This window comes from Sphingomonas sp. SP5 (assembly GCF_058313455.1).
Map to the genome: position 1 here is coordinate 511,668 of NZ_JBZFLF010000001.1, position 17,467 is coordinate 529,134.

The following is a 17,467-nucleotide window of genomic DNA, read 5'->3' on the forward strand; positions in this document are numbered from 1 at the left end:
CAATGCCCAAGAGTCACATCAATCCGCGCGTCTTCTGGGGCGCGTCGGCGATCATCGCCGCGCTGCTCGTCACCACGCTTGCCATGCCGGGGCGGGCCGACCTGGCGTTCAAGGCGGCGCAGGCCTGGACGATCGACACCTTCGGCTGGTTCTACATCGCCGCCGTCGCCGTGTTTCTGGTCGTGGTGCTCGCGCTCGGCTTCGGCCCGGCGGGTCGGCTGAAATTGGGACCGGCGGACTCGGAGCCGGATTTTCCTTACGTCTCATGGCTCGCGATGCTGTTCGCCGCAGGCATGGGCATCGGCCTGATGTATTTCGCGGTCGCAGAGCCGATCCAGCACTACATCTCCCCGCCGGAGGCCGAGAGCGGCACGATTCTCGCCGCGCGCGAGGCAATGGCGATCACCTTTCACCATTATGGCGTGCATGCCTGGGCGATCTACGCGCTGGTCGGCCTCAGCCTCGCCTATTTCACCTACGGCAAGGGGCTGCCGCTCACCTTGCGATCGGGATTGTCGCCGATCCTGGGCAAGCGCATCAACGGCCCGCTCGGCGATGCGATCGACGTGTTCGCGGTATGCGGCACCGTCTTCGGCGTCGCGACCTCGCTGGGCTTCGGCGTGTCGCAGATGACGGCGGGGCTCGCATATAATTACGGCGTGCCGGACACGATAGCGGTCAAGATCATCGTCATCGTGGTGGTGATGGGTGCGGCCACACTGTCCGTGCTGAGCGGCGCCGACCGCGGCATCCGCCGCCTGTCGGAACTCAACCTGCTGCTCGCCATCGCGCTGATGCTGTTCGTGCTTGCGATCGGCCCCACCCTGTTCCTGCTGCGCGCGCTGGTGCAGAATTTCGGCCTGTACCTCGACCATTTCGTGAAGCGTACCTTCACCCTCTACGCCTATGAGCCCCGCGCGTGGATGGCGGACTGGACGCTGTTCTACTGGGCGTGGTGGATCGCCTGGTCGCCGTTCGTCGGCATGTTCATCGCCCGTATCTCGCGCGGGCGGACCATTCGCGAATTTGTGATCGGCGTGCTGTTCGTGCCGACCGCGTTCACGTTCCTGTGGATGACCGTGTTCGGCAACACGGCGATCTCGCTCGACCTCGGCACGGCGGCGGGCGGCATCGCGCAGGCGGTGCAGGCCAATTTGTCGACCGCCCTGTTCAAGTTCCTGGAATATCTGCCGGCAGCCGGCGTCACATCGACGCTGGCGATCGTGCTGGTCGGCGTGTTCTTCATCACCTCCGCCGATTCCGGCGCGCTGGTGATCGATACGCTCGCCTCGGGCGGGGCGGAGGACACGCCGCGCTGGCAGCGCATCTATTGGTGCGTACTGCTCGGCGTCACCGCGACGCTGCTGCTGGTGGCAGGCGGCCTGGGGGCATTGCAGGCGGCGACGCTGCTCGCGGCGCTGCCCTTCTGCTTCATCATGCTGCTGCTCGCCGTCGGGCTGGTGCGTCAGACCAATGCCGATCTTGCCGGCGTGACGCTGTCCGGCGAGGCGCCGGCGGTCAGCGAGCGGCTAAAGCGCCTGCTGGTCCCGGCCCGGCGCGCCGATATCGTGCAGCAGATGAGCGCGCAGGGCGAGCCGGCGCTCCGTTCCGTCCATGACGCGATGCAGGCAGAGGGCTGGACGGACCTCGACCTCGCGATCGAGGAAACCGGGATCGTCCTGACCATCGCCGCCGCGGGCGACCGGCCGTTCACCTATCGGCTGGCGCCGCGGTCCCGCCCGCTCGCGGCCTATACCGCGCTGGAGGCATCGGAAGCACGGCGCAGCATGGCGTGGATGCTGGCGGCCCAGAGCACGGGCGACCCGCGCGTCCGCGATCTCACCGGACTGTCGGTCGATCAGATCGCCGGCGACGTGCTGACGCAGCTGGAGCGGTGGCGCCTGGGCTGAGCGCGCGCGCAGTCCACTATCTCAAGAAGCGCCGCCGTTACCGAGTGTTAGCTTTGGCCGGCTAGGACGGGCATCCCTGCCAGGAGCCCCGATGTCGATCCTTTCCACCGCGTCCGCCCGCGTCAAGACGATCGCCGTCCTTGCGGCGGGCGCCTTCGCCGGACTCGCGCTCACGATCGCCGGGCTGGACGTGCATCTCGACCGGCTGATCGATCCGGTGCGTGCCGTCGCATCCTCGCATGCGCCGAGCGGCCGGATCGTCGTGGTGGAGATGGATGCCGCGAGCGTGGCGGCGATCCGCCAATGGCCCTGGCCGCGCGACCATTATGCCAAGGTCATCGATCGATTGCGCGCCGCGGGCGCCGCGTCGATCACCTTCGATGTCGATCTGTCCTCGGTCAACACGCCCGACGGGGACGCAAGCATGGCCGCCGCGCTCGCCCGCGCCGACGGGCTCGTCGCCTTGCCGACCTTTGCGCAACGCGCCCGCTCGGGCGATCTCCGCTCGATCGACGCCCTGCCCATCCCCCTGTTCCGCCGCCATGTCGCGCTCGCCTCGGTCAGCATGCAGCCGGACGCCGACGGCGTAGTCCGCCGCGCGCCCTTCGGCACTATCACCGCCGGGGTGCCGCGGCCGTCGCTCTCCGCCTATATCGCCAAGCGCTCGGGCGCTGCCGACACCTTCTTCCCGATCGACTTCGGCGTGAACCCTGCGGCGCTGCCGCAATTGAGCTTCATCGACGTGCGCGACGGACGCTTCCCCGCCGATGCGGTGCGCGGACGCGACGTCCTGATCGGCGCGACGGCGATCGAGATGGGGGATCGCTACGCGACGCCGCATTGGGGCGTGATACCGGGCGTAATCGTCCAGGCGCTGGCCGCCGAGACGCTGTTGCGCGGCGTGCCGGCGTCCGGCAGCTTCGCGGTTCCGCTGCTATGCGCGCTGCTGCTCGGCGCTGCGATGCTGCGGCCGCGCCGCATCCCCGTCGCGATCGGCATCGGGGTGGCCACGCCGGCGATCCTGTTCGCGCTGGTGGTCTGGGCGCAGCCGGCGTTCGGCATCGTCTATCCGCTGGGCTCGGCGCTGATCGCGCTGGCGGTGATCGAGGCGGGCTGGATCGCCCTGCGGCTTGCCGACCGGTTCGACCAGCAGCGCTGCATCGATGAGGCGACCGGGCTGGGCAATCGACACGCGATGGTGCGCGATCCCTCGGCGTCGGCGGCCGGACCGATCCTGGTCGCGCAGGTCGGCAATTTCGATGCCGTCGTCACGCTGCTCGGCGAACGCGCCGGGCACGACCTGATCCGGCGCCTTGCCGAGCGGCTGGGCATCGCGCTCGACGCGCCCGTCTATCGCATCGGCGACCGGCTGCTGGCGATCCGGCCGGGCGCAGCGGCGGAGGACCTGCCCGATGCCTTCGACGGCCTGCGCGCGCTGCTGACCCAGCCGGTCGAGATCCTCGGCCGACGCGCGGATGCCGCCGTGCACATCGGCATCGCGGAGGGCGATGCGAGCGTACACGACCGGCTGCACGATGCGACCCGCGCCGCGAACGAGGCGGAGGCGGCCGGCGTCTTCCGCCGCAACAGCGACGTCGACGTGGAGGCGATGGAGCGCCGCCTGATCCTGATGGGCGAACTGGACCAGGCGATCGAGAGCGAGCAGATCGAGGTCCATTACCAGCCCAAGCTGTCGCTTGCCGCCGACCGGATTACCAGCGTCGAGGCGCTCGTCCGCTGGCGGCACCCCGAGCGTGGGCTCGTCCGACCCGACGTGTTCATCCCGCTCGCCGAACAGTCCGACCGCATCGGGCCGCTGACCCTGTTCGTCATCACCAGGACGATCCGCGACCTCGCCCGGTGGCGGGCGCAGGGGCTGGACCTCACCGCCGCGGTCAACCTGTCCGCGACGCTGATCGCCCTGCCCGCGTTCGCCGAGGCGGTGGCCGCGCTGCTCGCCGAGGGGCAGGTGCCGCCCGACCGGCTGATCTTCGAGGTGACGGAATCCGCCGCCCTCGCCGACCCGGACCGTGCCGCAGCGACCCTGCGGGGTTTCCGCGCCCAGGGCGTCGGCATCTCGATGGACGATTACGGCACCGGCCAGTCGACGCTCAGCTACCTGCGCCAGTTGCCGCTGACCGAACTCAAGATCGATCGCAGCTTCGTGCAGCACGCGCACCTCAATCGGCCGGATGCGCTGATGGTCCGCTCCACCATCGCGCTGGCCCACGACCTCGGCCTCAAGGTGGTGGCGGAAGGAATCGAGGACGACGGCTGTCTGTCCTTCCTCCGCGAGGCCGGGTGCGACATGGCGCAGGGGTATCTCATCAGCCGCCCGCTGCAGGCAGACGCACTGGAACAGCTGCTGCACCGAAGGCAGGCTGCATAGGGACAACGCCGGTCGCCACCGACCGGCACCAAATGCCACGGCGGGCGTTACGTTTCCGCAATGGTTTCCCCTCCCCCGCCTGCCTCGTCCCTGAAGGTCGTCAGCTACAATATCCACAAGGGGATCGGCCTCGACCGGCGCCGCAATCCCGAACGCGTGCTGGAGGTGCTGCGCGAGATCGATGCCGACGTGATCGCCTTGCAGGAGGCGGACCGCCGCTTCGGCACGCGCGAATCGGTATTGCCCGCGCATCTGATCGACGAACACACCGACTGGAAGCCGGTGGAATTCGGCATGCGCGCACTCTCCATGGGCTGGCACGGCAACGTCATCCTGGTGCGCAAGTCGGCGCAGGTGGTGGACCGCGAGCCGATCCACCTGCCCGCATTGGAGCCGCGCGGCGCCGTGATGGCCGACGTGCGGACCGACGCCGGCATCGTCCGGGTCGTCGGCATGCACCTCGACCTGTCGGGCCTGTGGCGGCGGCGGCAGGCGGCGGCGATCATGGCGCATGTCGAGGCGTCCACGCACCGGCGGCCGACCGTGCTGATGGGCGACCTCAACGAATGGACGGCCGCCGCGGGCTGTCTGCGCGATTTCTGCCGCGACTATGTAATGGCGGCGACCGGCCCCAGCTTCCATTCCCGCCGCCCCGTCGGCCGGCTCGACCGGATCATGGTGTCGCAGGACCTCGCCGTGGTGGAGTGCGGCGTGCATGCGAGCGCCGCGGCGCGCAAGGCATCGGACCACCTGCCCATCTGGGCGACGCTGTCGCCGGCATGACGCCGCCGCGCCCGAGCCGTTGATGCGCGAAAAGGAACTGCGCCTCGCCCTCGTCTGCTATGGCGGCATCAGCCTTGCCGTCTACATGCACGGCATCACCAAGGAGGTGTGGCGCCTGGTCCGCGCCAGCCGCGCCTATCATGCCGGCGAGGCGGCCGCGCAGGGCAGCCAGGGTGTTTATCGCGCCTTGATCGAGGAGATCGAGGCGCTGGCCGGGCTGAAGCTGCGCATCCTTGCGGACATCGTCGCCGGCGCATCCGCCGGCGGGATCAACGGCATCTTCCTGGCCCAGGCGATCACCACCGGCCAAAGCCTGGAACCGCTGACCGACCTGTGGCTGACCTCCGCCGATGTCGAAGCGCTGATCGATCCCGAGGCGGCGCCGTCGAGCCGCTTTTCCAAGATGTGGGCGCTGCCGCTCGCCTGGGTCGCCGCGGGGCGCAGCGCGGAATCGGTCGAGGCGCTGGACGAGGCGACGCGCGACGAGGTGCGGGCCAAATTGTCGCATTTCGTCCGGTCGCGCTGGTTCGAGCCGCCGTTCGGCGGCGCAACCTTCACCGGACTGCTGCTCGACGCGTTCGACGCCATGGCGGCGGAGAAAGCCGGGCCGCGGCTGCTGCCCGAGGGCCAGCCGCTCGACCTGTTCGTCACCTGCACCGATTTCACCGGCCATCCGGAGCGCCTGCGGCTGAATTCGCCACCCGAGGTGCTGGAAACCGAACATCGCATCGTGCTCGGCTTCTCCGATCATGCGGCGGGCGGCGCGCTGGGTGCGATCCCCGAACTCGCCTTCGCGGCGCGTGCCACCTCCAGCTTTCCCGGCGCGTTCCCGCCGTTCACCGTCGGCGAACTGGACGGCGTGCTGAAGGACCGCGGCATCGCCTGGCCGGAGCGCGGCGACTTCCTGCGCCGCGTGCTGCCGCGCCAGTCGGCGGCCAATCAGGCGGACAAGGCGGTGCTGATCGACGGTTCGGTGCTCGCCAACGCGCCGTTCCGACCGGCGATCGACGCGCTGAAGGAACGGCCGGCGCGCCGCGAGGTCGATCGCCGCTTCGTCTATATCGATCCCTCGCCGGGCGTGAAGATCCGCCTGGGATCGGGCGTCGCCAAGCCCGGCTTCTTCCAGACCATCCTCGGCGCGCTGAGCGACCTGCCGCGCCAGCAGCCGATCCGCGACAATCTGGACGCCATCGCCGAACGCTCCGCGCGGATCGACCGGATGCGGGGGATCGTCACCGCGCTGCGGCCGGCGGTCGACGAGGAGATCGAGCAACTGTTCGGCCACACCCTGTTCCTCGACCGGCCGACGCCTGCGCGGCTGATCGCGTGGCGGCGGCGGGCGCAGACCGCGGCGGCCACCCGCGCCGGCTATAGCTATGCCGCCTACGGCCACCTCAAGCTGAGCGGGGTCGTCCAGACGATCACCGGCCTGCTCTATCAGGTCGGGGGCGAGCCGGGGCAGCAGCGCTGGCGCCGGATCCGGGCAGCGATCGAAGCGGCGATCGAGGAACGCGGCTTCGGCGGTGCGGCCCCCTTCTTCTCCGGCAAGGAAAGCGCCGCGACGATCGATTTCCTGCGCACGTTCGACATCGGCTTCCGCATCCGCCGCCTGCGCCTGATGGCACGGCGGCTGAGCGAGATCGAGGCGGACGGCGCCGACGCGGCGGCGATGCACGAGGCGATCTATGCCTCGCTCGCCGCCTATCTCGATCGGCAGCGCGCCGACGATCACCCGCAACTGCGCCAGCTCGTCCGCCGGATGCGGGCGCCAGACGCAGGGCCGCTGCTGGACACGCTGGCGCAGGCGCTGGACCTCACGACGCTGGATGCGCAGACCGACGAGCGGCTGGCCGAGGCCTTCGCGACGCTCGACCGGCCGACACGGCGCGCCCTGCTGCTCGCCTATCTCGGCTTCCCCTATTTCGACACCGCGACGCTGCCGCTGCTCCAGGGCGAGGGGCTGGACGAATTCGATCCGATCAAGGTCGATCGCATCGCGCCAGACGACGCCGTGTCGATCCGCGCAGGCGGCGCCGAAGCCACGTTGAAGGGCATTCAGTTCAACAGCTTCGGTGCATTCTTCAGCCGTGCCTATCGCGAGAACGACTATCTGTGGGGTCGCCTGCACGGTGCCGAGCGGATGATCGATATCTGCGTGTCCACGTTGCCGCCGAGCGTCCGCATGAAGCCCGGCCGCGTCGCCGCGATCAAGCGTGCCGCCTTTCGCGCCATCCTGGACGAGGAGGAACCGCGGCTGACCGCGATCTCTGCGCTGATCGCCAGCCTGCGGGTCGAGGTCGGTTAGCATCGTCGGTCCCCTGGCGGACAGGCTGGCCATCCGCGCCCCGCGCCGCTACCCTCCGGCGCCTCTCGGGAGTGACGCATGCAGTTCCTCAAGATTCTGTTCTGGTTCCTGCTCGCGTTCGTCGCGGCGCTGTTCACCTACGGCAATTGGACCAGCGTCCAGATCAACCTGTGGAGCGGCCTGATCGCCGACGTGAACCTGCCCTTCCTGCTGCTGGTCACCTTCCTGATCGGTTTCCTGCCGACCTATCTCTACCTCGGCACGGTGCGCTGGCGGCTGCGCCAGCGGCTCGCCACCTGCGAGCGGATGCTGGCCGACAATCGCGCGGTCGTCGCCACGCCGCCGCCGGCCGTCGATGCTCCCCTTGCGGAGCCGACGGCATGAGCCCGATCTACGTCGCGATCGACACGCCCGACATCGCCCGTGCAAAGGCGATCGCGACGCGCACCCGCGCGCATATCGGCGGCATCAAGCTTGGGCTCGAATTCTTCTGCGCCCACGGCCAGCATGGCGTGCGCGAGATGGCGGAGCTCGGCCTGCCGCTCTTCCTCGACCTCAAGCTGCACGACATTCCCAACACGGTCGCCAAGGCGGTGCAGGCGCTGGGACCGATCGAGCCGGCGATCCTCACCGTCCACGCCAGTGGCGGCCGTGCGATGCTGGAGGATGCCAAGGCGGCGGCGCCGATCCATACCAGGGTGGTCGCGGTGACCATGCTGACCAGCCTCGACGCCGCCGATCTCGCCGCCACCGGCGTCGGCGGCAGCGCGCACGACCATGTCCTTCGCCTCACCGAGCTGGCGCACGAGGCGGGCATCGACGGCATCGTGTGCTCGGGCGCGGAGGTCGCCGCGGCGAAGGCGGCCTGGCCCAAGGGCTTCTTCGTCGTCCCCGGCGTCCGCCCCGCCGATGGCCCCACAGGCGACCAGAAGCGCGTGGTGACGCCGCGTGCAGCGCTGGATGCCGGCGCCTCAATCCTCGTGATCGGCCGCCCGATCACGCAGGCCGAGGACCCCGACATGGCGGCGCGGGCGATTGGGGCGACGTTGTAGCCACAGCCATGGGTTGAGTTTCCCGCGGCGAATGCCGATGGACTCCGATCATGTCGGTTCACACCAAGATCTGCGGTCTTACGACGACCGATACGCTTGACGCTGCGGTGGCGGGCGGGGCGAGCCACGTCGGCTTCGTGTTCTTCCCCCCCTCGCCGCGTCATCTGGCGTTCGACCGGGCAACCGGCCTCGCCGCCCGTGTGCCGAGCCGGGTGCGGACCGTCGGCGTGTTCGTCGATCCTGACGACGCGCTGGTCGACGAGGCCGTGCACGCGGGCGAGCTCGACGCGATCCAGCTCCACAAGACGTCACCGGAACGCGTCGCGCACTTGCGGCGATTCGCGGGCGTCGAGACATGGGCGGCGGTGGCGGTGAAGACGCGCGGCGACCTCGATGCGGCGCAAGGCTTCGTTGGCGCGGCGGATCGCATCCTCTACGATGCCAAGACGCCGGACCATGCGCGGCTGCCCGGCGGGATGGGCCTGCGCTTCGACTGGGCGCTGCTCGACGGTTTTCGCCATCCGCTGCCTTGGGCGCTGTCGGGCGGGCTCGATGCTGACAACGTCGCCGAGGCGATCCGGCAGACCGGCGCACCACTGGTCGACGTCTCGTCCGGGGTCGAGACGGCGCCGGGGGTCAAGGATGTGGACAAGATCGTCGCCTTCCTTAAAGCGACCCGGCTATGAACGCCCCCAACACCTATCGCGCGCAACCCGATGAGCGCGGTCACTTCGGCCAGTTCGGCGGCCGCTACGTCGCCGAGACGCTGATGCCGCTGATCCTCGACCTGGAGCGTGAATATCGCGCCGCCAAGGCCGATCCCGCCTTCGCCGCGCAGTTCGACGACCTGATGACGCATTATGTCGGCCGGCCGAGCCCGCTCTATCATGCGGAGCGGCTGAGCGCGGCGGTGCGCGAGGGCGCGGCGCCGGGCATGGGCGCGCAGGTGTGGTTCAAGCGCGACGAGCTCAATCATACCGGCGCGCACAAGATCAACAATTGCATCGGCCAGATCCTGCTTGCCATCCGAATGGGCAAGACGCGGATCATCGCCGAGACGGGCGCGGGCCAGCATGGCGTCGCCACCGCCGCGGTCTGCGCCCGCTTCGGCCTGCCCTGCGTCATCTACATGGGCGCCAAGGACGTCGAGCGGCAGCAGCCCAATGTGTTCCGCATGAAGCTGCTCGGCGCGGAGGTCCGCCCCGTCACGTCGGGCGCGCAGACGCTGTCGGACGCGATGAACGAGGGCCTGCGCGACTGGGTCGCGAACGTGCACGACACCTTCTACATCATCGGCACCGCCGCCGGACCGCACCCCTATCCCGAACTGGTGCGCGACTTCCAGAGCATCATCGGCCGCGAGGCGCGCGCGCAGTTGCTGGAACGGACGGGCAAGCTGCCCGACCTGCTCGTCGCGGCGATCGGTGGCGGATCGAACGCCATCGGGCTGTTCCACCCGTTCCTCGACGATCCGTCGGTCGGCATGCTCGGTGTCGAGGCGGCGGGGCGCGGGCTGGAGGGCAGCGAACATGCCGCGAGCCTCGCCGGCGGTTTCCCCGGCGTGCTCCACGGCAACAAGACCTATCTGCTGCAGGACGAGGACGGGCAGATCGCCGAGGGTCATTCGATCTCGGCAGGTCTGGACTATCCCGGCATAGGCCCCGAACATGCCTGGCTGCGCGACATCGGGCGGGTCGAATATGCCAGCGCGACCGATCAGGACGCGCTCGACGCCTTCCAGCTGCTGTGCCGGACCGAAGGGATCATCCCCGCGCTCGAACCGAGCCACGCCATCGCCGCGGTGGCGCAGCGCGCGCGCACGATGCGCGACGACCAGATCATCCTCGCCAACCTGTGCGGGCGTGGCGACAAGGATATCTTCACCGTCGCCGCCGCGCTGGGGGTGGCAATATGAGCGAGCGGCTGGCGGCCGCCTTCGTCAAGGATCGCGCGGCACTGGTGACCTTCGTCACCGCGGGCGATCCGACGCCGGCAGCGACGGGCGCGATCCTCGACGCGCTCGTCGCGGGCGGCGCGGATGTGATCGAGCTGGGCATGCCCTTCACCGATCCGATGGCGGACGGGCCTGCGATCCAAGCGGCGAATATCCGCAGCCTCGCCGCCGGCACGCGCACCGCCGATATCCTCGCGCTCGCCACCGAGTTCCGCGCGCGCCATCCCGACGTGCCGCTGGTGCTGATGGGATATGCCAACCCGATGCTGCGGCGGGGCGCCGACTGGTTCGCCGATGCCGCCGCGGCGGCCGGGGTGGACGGCGTGATCTGCGTCGACATTCCGCCCGAGGAGGATGACGCTCTCGGGCCGCAGTTGCGCGCGCGCGGCATCGCGCCGATCCGGCTGGCGACGCCGACCACCGACGCGGCGCGGCTGTCCACCGTGCTCGATGGCGCATCGGGCTTCCTCTATTACGTCTCGGTCGCGGGCATCACCGGCTTGCAGCAGGCGGCGCAGGGCTCGATCGAACAGGCGGTGACCCGGTTGAAGGCGGCGACAGACCTGCCGGTCGCGGTCGGCTTCGGCGTCCGCACGCCCGAACAGGCGGCGGCGATCGGCGCACAAGCGGATGGCGTCGTCGTCGGCTCGGCGATCGTCGAGATCGTCGCGGCCCATGGCGCCGATGCGCCCGCCGCCGTGCGCACCTATATCGAATCCCTCAGCGGAGCGCTGGCCTCCGCGCGAAAGGTCAATCCATGAGCTGGATCAGCAGCGTCCGCAACGCCCTCCCCTTCGTCGCCAAGCGCGAGACGTCGGAGGAGAACCTCTGGCACAAGTGCAAGGGCTGCGGGCAGATGATCTTCACCCGCGAGCTGGAGGAAAACCTCTACGTCTGCCCGAAATGCGACCATCACGAACGCATCGGGCCGAAGGTACGATTCGCCCAGATCCTCGACGAAGGCAGCTGCAACGAGCTGGCGAGCCCCAAGGTCGCCGAGGACCCGCTCAAGTTCCGCGATTCGAAGCGCTATACCGACCGGCTGAAGGCGGCGCGCACCTCCGCGCAGGAACAGGACGCGCTCATCAACGCGCGTGGCACCATCCTGGGGCATCGGGTGGTGATGGGCGTACAGGATTTCGCCTTCATGGGCGGATCGATGGGCCTCGCTGTGGGTGAAGCCTTCGTACGCGGCGTCGAGGCGGCGATCGCCGACAAGGCGCCGTACGTCATCTTCACCGCGGCAGGCGGCGCGCGCATGCAGGAAGGCATCCTGAGCCTGATGCAGATGCCGCGCAGCACCGTGGCGATCCAGATGCTTCACGACGCGGGCTTGCCCTATGTCGTAGTCCTCACCGATCCGACGACGGGCGGCGTCACCGCCAGCTACGCAATGCTGGGCGACGTCCAGATTTCGGAGCCCGGCGCGTTGATCGGTTTCGCAGGACAGCGCGTCATCGAAAGCACGATTCGCGAGAAGCTGCCGGAGGGGTTCCAGCGCGCAGAGTATCTTCTGGAACACGGCATGCTCGACATGGTCGTACACCGCAAACAGCTGCGCGAGCGGCTGGCGACGGTGATCGGCTATCTGACGACGACGCGCGCCGCCGCCTGACAGTTAGCGAGGCGCCGGGGTCCAGCGGCCATGCCCGATCATGCCACCTCCGCCGACCCGGCGGTGCAGCAGCAGCTCGATCGGCTGTGGGCGCTGTCGCCGGGCGCGGATGTCCTCGGGCTGGAACGGATCACTCGGCTGCTCGCACGGCTCGGCGATCCGCAGCACAGCATGCCGCCGGTATTCCACGTCGCCGGCACCAACGGCAAGGGATCGACCTGCGCCTTTCTGCGCGCCGCACTGGAGGCGGCGGGCTATGACGTGCACGTCTTCTCCAGCCCGCACCTGGTCCGCTTCAACGAACGGATCCGCATCGCCGGCCAGCTGATCGCGGACGATACGCTGGCGGCCCTGCTCGCCGAAGTGCTCGACGCAGCCGGCGATGGCGCCGATGCGATCGGCGCGAGCTTCTTCGAGGTGACGACTGCCGCCGCCTTCCTCGCCTTCGCCCGCACCCCGGCGGCGGCGGTGATCGTCGAGGTCGGATTGGGTGGCCGGCTGGATGCGACCAACGTCATCCTCCGCCCTGCGGTGACCGGCATCGCCGCGCTCGGCCTTGATCACCAGGCGTTCCTCGGCGACCGGCTGGTCGACATCGCCGCGGAGAAGGCGGGGATCGCGAAAGCGGGCGTACCGCTGGTCACGATGGATTATCCCGCCCCGGCGCGGGCCCGCGTCGCGGCGGTTGCCGCTGCCGCCGGCGCACCGGTGCTTGCCCGTGGCGCGGCCTGGCACAGTGAAACCGCGCGCAGCACGATGCGCTATGCCGATGAGGGCTTTACCCTCGTCGCGCCACGCCCGCGGCTGGTCGGCCCGCATCAGTCGCGCAACCTGGCGCTCGCCATCGCCATGCTGCGCCACCAGGCGGCGGTCCACGTACCCGAAGCGGCGATGCGTGCCGCCGCGGAATGGGCGCACTGGCCGGCGCGCATGCAGCGCCTGTCGGCGGGGCCGCTGCTTGCGTCCTTGCCGCCGGGTAGCGAGGCGTGGCTCGATGGGGCGCATAACCCCTCGGCTGCCGCACCGGTCGCGCGCGCGCTGCGCACCATCGCCGCCGGGGGGCCGGTGACACTGGTGCTCGGCATGCTTGCCAACAAGGATGCCGCCGGCGTGCTGCGCGCGTTCGCGCCGGTGGCGTCTCGCGTGGTGACGCTGCCGGTGCCGGGACATGCCCATCATGCTCCGGAAGCGCTGGCGGCTCTCGCTGCTACCTTCGGCACCCCGGCGCAGGCAGCGCAGGACCTGCCCGACGCCCTGCGGCGGGCGGCGGCGGCCGGCCCGGCCGTCGTGATGATCGCCGGTTCGCTCTATCTCGCCGGTGAAGTGCTCGCGCTGAACGACGAGCGTCCGACCTGACGATAGATTGCGATTGACTTGCAATAGCGGATTACCGACTGTCGCGGACGAACACTGGAGTCGCCGTGATGTCCGATCTCACCACCACCATCGCTGCCCTGCCGCATGCCCTGCCCGCCTGCCCCAATGCGCGGATCGCGCTGTTCGCGCTGCGGCGGATGGGGGCGCAGGGGCTGCACGATGCGCGGGCGAGCCACGCCTTATTCACCGCTTTCGGCCAGGATTTCCGCCGGCCATTGGTGCTGATGCGTGCGCTGATGGCGGAGCTCGCCGGCACCGCCGCAGGCACGATCGCCATTGCGCCGTGCTGCTGCGCGCGCATGACCTCGGCGGAACAGGCGATGCTGACGGTGCTCGCCCGCGTCGAGACGGCACCCGATGCCGCCGCGCTGCTGCTGGCCGACCTGCTCGGCGTGCGGCGCGTCGATGCGGTGCTGGCGAGCGTCGCCGCGGTCGCCGCCGCCTTTGCCGACGACGGCCGGCCGATCTGCGCCTGACTCAGCCGTCGGCAGCGACCGGCTGGCGGATCGAGGAGACGACGAACCCGCGGCGCCACAGGACCCACAACAGCACCAGCCCCGGCAGCGCGACGACCATGGTCAGCATCCAGAATCCCGGCCAGCCCAGCGCTTCCGCCGCATAGCCCGATGGCGTGGACAGCCACGTCCGCCCCATCGCTGCGAAGGACGACAGCAGTGCGAACTGCGTGGCGGTGTAGGCGAGGTTGGAGAGACCCGACAGATAGGTGACGAAGACGGTCAGCCCGATGCCGCTCGTCACCTGTTCGGTGGCGACGGCAATGGTCAGCCACAGGTTGGAATGGCCATGCCAGGCGAGGATCACGAAGGCGAAATTGCTGACCATCATCAGCACGCCCGACACGAAGAGCGCTCGCCCCATGCCGAGCCACGCCATGAACGGTGCGGCGAGCGCCGTGCCGACGATCAGGCCCCAGAAGCCGACGAGCTTGTTGATCGCCAGGAATTCGGCGTCGCTGAACCCCAGATCGACGATCATCGGATTGAGCATCACCTGCCCCATGGCATCGCCCAGCTTGTAGATCAGCACGAACAGCAGGATCAGCAACGCCCCTCGCCGTGCGAAGAATTCGCGGAACGGACCGACGACGGTGTCGCCCAGCCATGCGGCGAAACCACGATCGCCGATCGTCGACAGCGCACGATCGTGCAGGCCGGGTCCCGCGAGCAGCGCGGCGATCACCGCAGGCACGATACACAGGCCGGTCAGGCCATAGCCCAGCGCCCAGCCGAGGTTCAGCCCCTGCGGCGATGCGACGGCGATCGTGCCGACCCCGGCGATGAAATTGCCTAAGCGGTAGCCGAACTGATTGTTGGCGGTGCCGTGCGGCAGTTCGTCGGGCGGCAGGATTTCGATACGATAGGCATCGATCACGATGTCCTGCGTCGCCGACAGGAACGCCGTCACGATCGCCCAGAAGGCGAAGATGCCGAGGTGATGGGCCGGATCGCTGGCCCCCAGCATCCAGACCGACACGAACAGCAGCGCCTGGGTCAGGAACAGCCAGGCACGCCGCTGACCGAACAGGCCGGTCAGCACCGGCAATCGGATGCGGTCGATGAACGGCGCCCATAGGAACTTCAGCGTGTAAGGTGTGGTGAGGCCGACCGCGAAGCCGATCGTCTTCTTGTCGATGCCGACGCGCGCCAGCCAGAAGGTCATGGTGCCGAGCAACAGCGTCAGCGGAAATCCGCTGGCGATGCCCAGCATCAGCGCCGCGATCGGGCGGGGGCGGAGATACGGCGCGAGCGCGGCAAGAACACCCGATCGGGGCGCGGCAAGGGCTTCGGACATCGCCCGACCATAGCGGCAAGCGGCGGCGAGAAAAGGTGGATCGCCGCTGTCGGCCGGTCAGCCCGCCGGCACCTCGAACAGCTGGAAGCCGGTCGGCAGGCGTTTCTGCTTGCGGCCGGCGATCTTCGCCTCGATCGCCTCGATCGCGGCGATCAGGTCGCGCTGCTGGTACGGTTTGGCGAGGCTGCCGGTGGCGAGCGCCATCGCCTCAGGGGGCAAACGGCCGGTGACGAACAGCACGGGCACATTCGCCGCCTGCGCCGCCCGCGCCACGTCTAGGCCCGATCCGTCGGCGAGGTTCACGTCGACCAGCACCAGGTCGACCTCCGCGTCCGATTGCAGCACGTCGACCGCGCCGGCGACCCGGTCGACGGTGGCGACGATCGCATAGCCCGCCTCCGTCAGCACATGCTCGGTATCGAACGCGATCAACGGCTCGTCCTCGACGACGAGGAGCCGGACGATCAGCCGCTTCTTCCTTCCGAACAACATCCGCGCGGCTCCCGGCGTGCACCCATCGTTACGCCTCCGGGCCATAACGCGCCTCAAGGGGTTCGGACGCAAATATTTTCGCGTGAGGGCCGCAATCGCGTTATGGGCGCGGCATGGCCCAGACCGAAGATCCCCGCCACGGCGACCGTATCGCGAAACTCCTTGCCCGCGCCGGCGTCGCCAGCCGCCGCGAGGTCGAGCGGATGATCACCGAGGGGCGCGTGGCGCTGAACGGCGTGGCGCTCGATACGCCGGCCACCGTGCTGCGTTCTCTGAAGGGCGTCACCGTGGATGGCCAACCGGTCGCGCTGCCCGAGCCAACGCGCCTCTTCCTCTATCACAAGCCGACCGGCCTGCTCGTCACCGAGCGCGATCCGCGCGGGCGGCCGACGATCTACGATCGCCTGCCCCGCGATCTGCCGCGGCTGGTGCCCGTCGGGCGGCTCGACCTCAATACCGAGGGGCTGCTGCTGCTCACCACCGACGGCGGGTTCAAGCGCCAGCTGGAACTGCCCGCCACGGGCGTCGAGCGCAGCTATCGCGCGCGTGCCTATGGCAACATCACCCAGGCGCAGCTGGAGGACCTGGCCGAGGGCGTGGAGATCGAGGGCATCCGCTACGGCCCGATCGACGCCAATATCGAGCGGCGGACCGGCGCCAACGTCTGGATCGAGATCACCATCACCGAGGGCAAGAACCGCGAGGTGCGCCGTGTGCTCGAGCATCTGGGGTTGCAGGTCAGCCGCCTGATCCGCACTCGCTATGGCCCGTTCGTGCTCGGCGACCTGCCGATGGGCGGGATCGGCGAGGTGAAGCAGCATGAGATCGTCGCTTTTCGCCGCACGCTGAAGGGCGGCGCACCGGATCAGCCGTTCGTCGAAGCGCCTCGCGACGGCTTCCGTACTGCGCCCACGGTGGATCGCGCCGCACGCACCCGCGCCGCACCCGCTGCCAAGCCGCGCCCTGCCGAGGGTGCACGCCCCGGCTTCCGCACCGCGCCCACCACCGATCGCAGCGCCCGCACGCGCAACCGGCCGGAGCGCGAGGACATGCCCCGCACTCCTCGTGCCGCCGTGCCCGGCCGGACCGATCGCCAGCAGGCCGAGCGCGGTCCGGCTCGCCCTGCGAAGCCAGGCAGTCGGCCACCTCGCCGGGACGGTCCGGCGCGGAGCCCGTCGGGGGGTGGCGCGCCCCGCTCCGGCGGTCCCGGCCCACGCGGCCCGCGCGGACGCCGGCCGTGAGGGTGATCGCCGGCCAATGGCGGGGCCGCCCGCTCGTCGCGCCGAAGGGCGATGCCACGCGGCCGACCGCGGACCGCACGCGGGAGGCGCTGTTCTCGATGCTGACCAGCCGGCTCGGCAGCTTCGACGGGCTGGCGGTGGCCGACCTGTTCGCCGGATCGGGCGCGCTGGGGATCGAGGCGCTGTCGCGCGGGGCCGGATCGTGCCTGTTCGTGGAGCAGGACGGTGCGGCGCTGGATGCGCTGAAGGCCAATCTGGCGCGGGTCGGGGCGCGCGGCGATGTGCGGGCGTCATCGGTGCTGGCGCTCGGTCCGGCGAGCGCGGCACTCGACCTCGTCATGATGGATCCGCCCTATGACACCGGTGCGGGGCTGGTCGCGCTCGACAAGCTCAACCGTTTGGGCTGGATCGCGCCGGCGACCTGGATCAGCCTGGAAACGGCGCGCGGCGAAGAGGTCGCGCCGCCCGGCTTCACCATCGATGCGAGCCGCGTCCACGGCAAGGCGCGGCTTACCCTGCTCCGCCGCGCCTGACGCG

The 17,467-nt window shown here is 69.7% G+C and carries 16 protein-coding genes; 14 read left to right on the forward strand and 2 right to left on the reverse strand.

Annotation, left to right across the window (positions count from 1 at the left end):
- Positions 1-2: 2 nt before the first annotated feature.
- The 12 genes from AC4GY7_RS02315 (at position 3) to AC4GY7_RS02370 (ending at position 13,861) form a co-directional block, all read left to right on the forward strand.
- Positions 3-1,910 carry a BCCT family transporter gene (locus AC4GY7_RS02315; protein WP_491111788.1) on the forward strand — a complete coding sequence of 636 codons (1,908 nt, stop codon included), beginning with the start codon at positions 3-5 and terminating at the stop codon, positions 1,908-1,910.
- A 91-nt stretch (positions 1,911-2,001) separates the two neighbouring features.
- Positions 2,002-4,299, forward strand: coding sequence for a putative bifunctional diguanylate cyclase/phosphodiesterase (locus tag AC4GY7_RS02320; RefSeq protein WP_491111789.1), 2,298 nt, complete (start codon positions 2,002-2,004; stop codon positions 4,297-4,299).
- A 60-nt stretch (positions 4,300-4,359) separates the two neighbouring features.
- Positions 4,360-5,082: an endonuclease/exonuclease/phosphatase family protein gene (locus AC4GY7_RS02325; RefSeq protein WP_491111790.1), complete on the forward strand. Its 723-nt coding sequence runs from the start codon at positions 4,360-4,362 to the stop codon at positions 5,080-5,082.
- Between the two features lie 22 nt (positions 5,083-5,104).
- Positions 5,105-7,387 carry a patatin-like protein gene (locus AC4GY7_RS02330; protein WP_491111791.1) on the forward strand — a complete coding sequence of 761 codons (2,283 nt, stop codon included), beginning with the start codon at positions 5,105-5,107 and terminating at the stop codon, positions 7,385-7,387.
- Positions 7,388-7,465: 78 nt separating this feature from the next.
- Positions 7,466-7,771 (forward strand): LapA family protein, encoded by a 306-nt coding sequence (locus AC4GY7_RS02335; RefSeq protein WP_491111792.1) that lies wholly within the window; start codon positions 7,466-7,468, stop codon positions 7,769-7,771.
- Positions 7,768-8,439 (forward strand): orotidine-5'-phosphate decarboxylase, encoded by a 672-nt coding sequence (gene pyrF / locus AC4GY7_RS02340; RefSeq protein ID WP_491111793.1) that lies wholly within the window; start codon positions 7,768-7,770, stop codon positions 8,437-8,439. The genes AC4GY7_RS02335 and pyrF overlap by 4 nt, the downstream gene beginning before the upstream one ends.
- 50 nt (positions 8,440-8,489) lie before the next feature.
- Positions 8,490-9,125, forward strand: a complete 636-nt coding sequence (locus AC4GY7_RS02345; RefSeq protein WP_491111794.1) for a phosphoribosylanthranilate isomerase — start codon at positions 8,490-8,492, stop codon at positions 9,123-9,125.
- Entirely contained in the window at positions 9,122-10,354 is a 1,233-nt protein-coding gene (trpB, locus tag AC4GY7_RS02350; protein ID WP_491111795.1) for a tryptophan synthase subunit beta, read from the forward strand. Before AC4GY7_RS02345 ends, trpB begins: the two co-directional genes overlap by 4 nt.
- Positions 10,351-11,154: a tryptophan synthase subunit alpha gene (trpA, locus tag AC4GY7_RS02355; protein WP_491111796.1), complete on the forward strand. Its 804-nt coding sequence runs from the start codon at positions 10,351-10,353 to the stop codon at positions 11,152-11,154. Before trpB ends, trpA begins: the two co-directional genes overlap by 4 nt.
- Positions 11,151-12,008, forward strand: a complete 858-nt coding sequence (gene accD / locus AC4GY7_RS02360) for an acetyl-CoA carboxylase, carboxyltransferase subunit beta (RefSeq protein WP_491111797.1) — start codon at positions 11,151-11,153, stop codon at positions 12,006-12,008. Before trpA ends, accD begins: the two co-directional genes overlap by 4 nt.
- A gap of 30 nt (positions 12,009-12,038) precedes the next feature.
- A complete protein-coding gene (locus AC4GY7_RS02365) occupies positions 12,039-13,364 on the forward strand; it encodes a bifunctional folylpolyglutamate synthase/dihydrofolate synthase (RefSeq protein ID WP_491111798.1) in 1,326 nt (441 codons plus the stop codon).
- Between the two features lie 68 nt (positions 13,365-13,432).
- A complete protein-coding gene (locus AC4GY7_RS02370; protein ID WP_491111799.1) occupies positions 13,433-13,861 on the forward strand; it encodes a DUF6628 family protein in 429 nt (142 codons plus the stop codon).
- 1 nt (position 13,862) lies between these two features.
- On the opposite strand, the gene AC4GY7_RS02375 is transcribed toward AC4GY7_RS02370, so the two are convergent.
- On the reverse strand, positions 13,863-15,197 hold the full coding sequence (locus tag AC4GY7_RS02375; RefSeq protein ID WP_491111800.1) for an AmpG family muropeptide MFS transporter: 1,335 nt from the start codon (positions 15,195-15,197) through the stop codon (positions 13,863-13,865).
- Positions 15,198-15,254: 57 nt separating this feature from the next.
- Positions 15,255-15,689 (reverse strand): response regulator, encoded by a 435-nt coding sequence (locus AC4GY7_RS02380; protein ID WP_491111801.1) that lies wholly within the window; start codon positions 15,687-15,689, stop codon positions 15,255-15,257.
- A 113-nt stretch (positions 15,690-15,802) separates the two neighbouring features.
- On the opposite strand from AC4GY7_RS02380, the gene AC4GY7_RS02385 reads away from it, so the two are divergent.
- Entirely contained in the window at positions 15,803-16,930 is a 1,128-nt protein-coding gene (locus tag AC4GY7_RS02385) for a pseudouridine synthase (RefSeq protein ID WP_491111802.1), read from the forward strand.
- A complete protein-coding gene (gene rsmD / locus AC4GY7_RS02390) occupies positions 16,927-17,463 on the forward strand; it encodes a 16S rRNA (guanine(966)-N(2))-methyltransferase RsmD (protein WP_491111803.1) in 537 nt (178 codons plus the stop codon). Before AC4GY7_RS02385 ends, rsmD begins: the two co-directional genes overlap by 4 nt.
- Positions 17,464-17,467 lie beyond the last annotated feature (4 nt).

Excerpts from the sequence above, each read along its gene's own strand:
- AC4GY7_RS02320 (WP_491111789.1), top strand. The coding sequence starts at position 2,002 with ATGTCGATCCTTTCCACCGCGTCCGCCCGCGTCAAGACGATCGCCGTC.
- AC4GY7_RS02315 (WP_491111788.1), top strand. The coding sequence starts at position 3 with ATGCCCAAGAGTCACATCAATCCGCGCGTCTTCTGGGGCGCGTCGGCG.
- accD (WP_491111797.1), top strand. The coding sequence starts at position 11,151 with ATGAGCTGGATCAGCAGCGTCCGCAACGCCCTCCCCTTCGTCGCCAAG.
- AC4GY7_RS02365 (WP_491111798.1), top strand. The coding sequence starts at position 12,039 with ATGCCCGATCATGCCACCTCCGCCGACCCGGCGGTGCAGCAGCAGCTC.
- AC4GY7_RS02370 (WP_491111799.1), top strand. The coding sequence starts at position 13,433 with ATGTCCGATCTCACCACCACCATCGCTGCCCTGCCGCATGCCCTGCCC.
- trpB (WP_491111795.1), top strand. The coding sequence starts at position 9,122 with ATGAACGCCCCCAACACCTATCGCGCGCAACCCGATGAGCGCGGTCAC.
- AC4GY7_RS02375 (WP_491111800.1), bottom strand. The coding sequence starts at position 15,197 with ATGTCCGAAGCCCTTGCCGCGCCCCGATCGGGTGTTCTTGCCGCGCTC.
- AC4GY7_RS02330 (WP_491111791.1), top strand. The coding sequence starts at position 5,105 with ATGCGCGAAAAGGAACTGCGCCTCGCCCTCGTCTGCTATGGCGGCATC.
- AC4GY7_RS02335 (WP_491111792.1), top strand. The coding sequence starts at position 7,466 with ATGCAGTTCCTCAAGATTCTGTTCTGGTTCCTGCTCGCGTTCGTCGCG.
- AC4GY7_RS02380 (WP_491111801.1), bottom strand. The coding sequence starts at position 15,689 with ATGTTGTTCGGAAGGAAGAAGCGGCTGATCGTCCGGCTCCTCGTCGTC.
- AC4GY7_RS02325 (WP_491111790.1), top strand. The coding sequence starts at position 4,360 with ATGGTTTCCCCTCCCCCGCCTGCCTCGTCCCTGAAGGTCGTCAGCTAC.
- trpA (WP_491111796.1), top strand. The coding sequence starts at position 10,351 with ATGAGCGAGCGGCTGGCGGCCGCCTTCGTCAAGGATCGCGCGGCACTG.
- pyrF (WP_491111793.1), top strand. The coding sequence starts at position 7,768 with ATGAGCCCGATCTACGTCGCGATCGACACGCCCGACATCGCCCGTGCA.
- AC4GY7_RS02385 (WP_491111802.1), top strand. The coding sequence starts at position 15,803 with ATGGCCCAGACCGAAGATCCCCGCCACGGCGACCGTATCGCGAAACTC.
- AC4GY7_RS02345 (WP_491111794.1), top strand. The coding sequence starts at position 8,490 with ATGTCGGTTCACACCAAGATCTGCGGTCTTACGACGACCGATACGCTT.